The 2,525-nt window shown below is 64.9% G+C and carries 2 protein-coding genes; both read right to left on the bottom strand.

Annotation, left to right across the window (positions count from 1 at the left end; genetic code table 11):
* Positions 1 to 102: 102 nt before the first annotated feature.
* Positions 103 to 1,986, bottom strand: a complete 1,884-nt coding sequence (locus tag KVT37_RS21845) for an ABC transporter ATP-binding protein/permease (RefSeq protein ID WP_217576872.1) — start codon at positions 1,984 to 1,986, stop codon at positions 103 to 105.
* A complete protein-coding gene (locus tag KVT37_RS21850; RefSeq protein WP_217576874.1) occupies positions 1,986 to 2,321 on the bottom strand; it encodes a helix-turn-helix transcriptional regulator in 336 nt (111 codons plus the stop codon). The genes KVT37_RS21845 and KVT37_RS21850 overlap by 1 nt, the downstream gene beginning before the upstream one ends.
* Positions 2,322 to 2,525 lie beyond the last annotated feature (204 nt).

Consider the following 2,525-nt stretch of genomic DNA (forward strand, 5'->3'; position numbering starts at 1 on the left):
AGGTGGCTCGGAGACGGTTTGCAAGCTCAAGGTAAGTTGAGGTCAAGGGGATTTTTGCGCCGACTTCCCCTTCTCCCCTTGTGGGAGAAGGGGAAGTTGGCGCTAGCTCACCTCCGCCGTCCTTCTGCGCACGATCACACCCAGCTCGTCGCTCTCGCGGGCGATGCGCAGGCGCTCCTCGGCTTCGGTCGCCTCGCGCTGACGGTCCCACATCGAGGCGTAGAGGCCGTGCCTGGCGAGCAGGGCGGCATGCGTGCCGCGCTCGGCGATCTGGCCGTCCTTCAAGACGATGATCTCGTCGGCCGAGATCACCGTCGACAGCCGGTGCGCAATCACGATGGTGGTGCGGCCCTTGCTGACGAGATCGAGGGCCGCCTGGATCTCCTGCTCGGTGTGGCTATCCAGCGCCGAGGTCGCCTCGTCCAGCATCAGGATCGGCGGCGCTTTGAGGATGGTGCGGGCGATCGCCACGCGCTGCTTCTCGCCGCCCGACAGTTTCAAGCCGCGCTCGCCGACCATCGAGCGGTAGCCTTCGGGCAGCTTGTCGATGAACGGGCCGATCTGGGCGAGTTCGGCTGCCTTGCGCACCTCGTCCTCGCTGGCGCCGACGCGGCCGTAGCGGATGTTGTAGGCGATGGTGTCGTTGAAGAGCACGGTGTCCTGCGGCACCATTCCGAGCACGGCGCGCAGGCTCTCCTGCGTGACGTCGCGGATATCCTGGCCGTCGATCAGCACCTGGCCACCCTGCACGTCGTAGAAACGGAACAACAGCCTGGAAATGGTCGACTTGCCGGCGCCGGAGGGACCGACGATCGCCACCGTCTTGCCGGCCGGCACCTCGAAGGAAACACCCTTCAGGATCTTGCGGTTCGGGTCGTAGGAGAAATGCACGTCGCGGAATTCGACCTTGCCCGGGCCGACCTTGAGCGGCTTCGCATCCGGCTTGTCGACGATTTCCTGCGGCACGTCGAGCAGGTCGAACATGTGCTCGATGTCGGTCAGGCCCTGCCGGATTTCGCGATAGATGAAGCCGATGAAGTTGAGCGGCACCGAGAGCTGGATCAGCATGGCGTTGATGAAGACGAAGTCGCCGACGGTCTGGGTGCCGGCCTGCACCTCCAGCGCCGACATGCACATGACGACGACGGTGCCCACCCCGAAGATGACGCCTTGGCCGAAGTTCAGCCAGCCGAGCGAGGTCCAGGTCTTGGTCGCGGCGTTCTCGTAGCGCGCCATCGAGCGGTCGAAGCGCTCGGCTTCCATGCGCTCGTTGGTGAAATATTTGACCGTCTCGAAGTTGAGCAGCGAGTCGATTGCCTTGGTGTTGGCGTCGGTGTCGCTGTCGTTCATGTCGCGGCGGATCGAGATGCGCCAGTCGCTCGCCCTGACCGTGAACCAGACATAAAGCCAGACGGTGAGTGCCACCACCGCCACATATCTCCAGCCATAGGTGAAGGCGAAGATGCCGGCGGTCAGCGCGAACTCAAGGATGGTCGGCGCCGTGTTCAGCATGATGAAGCGCACGATGGTCTCGATGCCCTTGGTGCCGCGCTCGATGATGCGCGACAGGCCGCCGGTGCGGCGCTCGAGATGGAAGCGCAGCGACAGCTGGTGCATGTGGACGAAGGTGCGGAAGGCGAGTTGGCGCACCGCATATTGGCCGACGCGGGCGAACAGCGCGTCGCGCAGCTGGTTGAAGCCGAGCTGGACCAGCCGCAGCACATTGTAGGCGATAACCAGCGCCACCGGCGCCAGCAGGAAGGCCGGCAGCGGCGGCGGGGTCTTGGCGGCGTGGGCCAGCGCATCGGTCGCCCATTTGAAGAAATACGGGCCGGCGACCAGCGTCAGCTTGGCGACGACCAGAAGCAGCGTCGCCCAGGTGACGCGGGCTCTGAGATCGGCGCGCTCGGCCGGCCACATATAGGGCCACAGGTTACGCAGGGTGGTGAGGGTGCCGGCTTCGGCGGATACGGTCTTTTCGGCCACTAGTCTTGCCTTTTGGGTGAGAAGCTGGGGCAGCAGGAGTTGACGAGTTCGGCGAGCGAGGCGGAGACGCCCGCAAGGGCGGCATGGTCGACCGCGTAGCGCGAGCGCTGGCGGTCGGCCTCGAAGCGGACGAGCCCCGCCTCGACCAGGATCTTCAGATGCTGCGAAACGGTCGACTGGGCGAGATCGAGATGGTCGACCACCTCACGGCAGGAGCAGCAGGAGCTGGCCGAAAGGCGCTTCAGGATCTCGATGCGCGCCGGGTGCGAGAGCGCCGCCAGGCGCAAGGCCATGGTGCGGCTTTCCGTGCAGCGGGTTTCGGGGGATTCGGTCATCGTCCATCGCCGATAGACGATGGTGGGTGGGAGGGCAAGCTAGGCGGATGGGTAGATTGAGATGAGGTGCGCTCCATTCGCGTTCGTCATCCTAGGGCGGAGCGCCGCGCAGCGGCGCGCAGACCCTAGGATCCTGTGTGTTGGTTCTGGTGTATGGTTGAAGTGGGAAGGAGACCGAGTGGATCCTGGTCGTCCTTTCGGACA

Source organism: Mesorhizobium sp. GbtcB19 (assembly GCF_019091085.1).
Classification (GTDB): Bacteria; Pseudomonadota; Alphaproteobacteria; order Rhizobiales; family Rhizobiaceae; genus Mesorhizobium.

What these genes read in the sequence shown, in the direction of transcription:
- KVT37_RS21850 (WP_217576874.1), bottom strand. Translation starts at nt 2,321, where the DNA reads ATGACCGAATCCCCCGAAACCCGCTGCACGGAAAGCCGCACCATGGCC.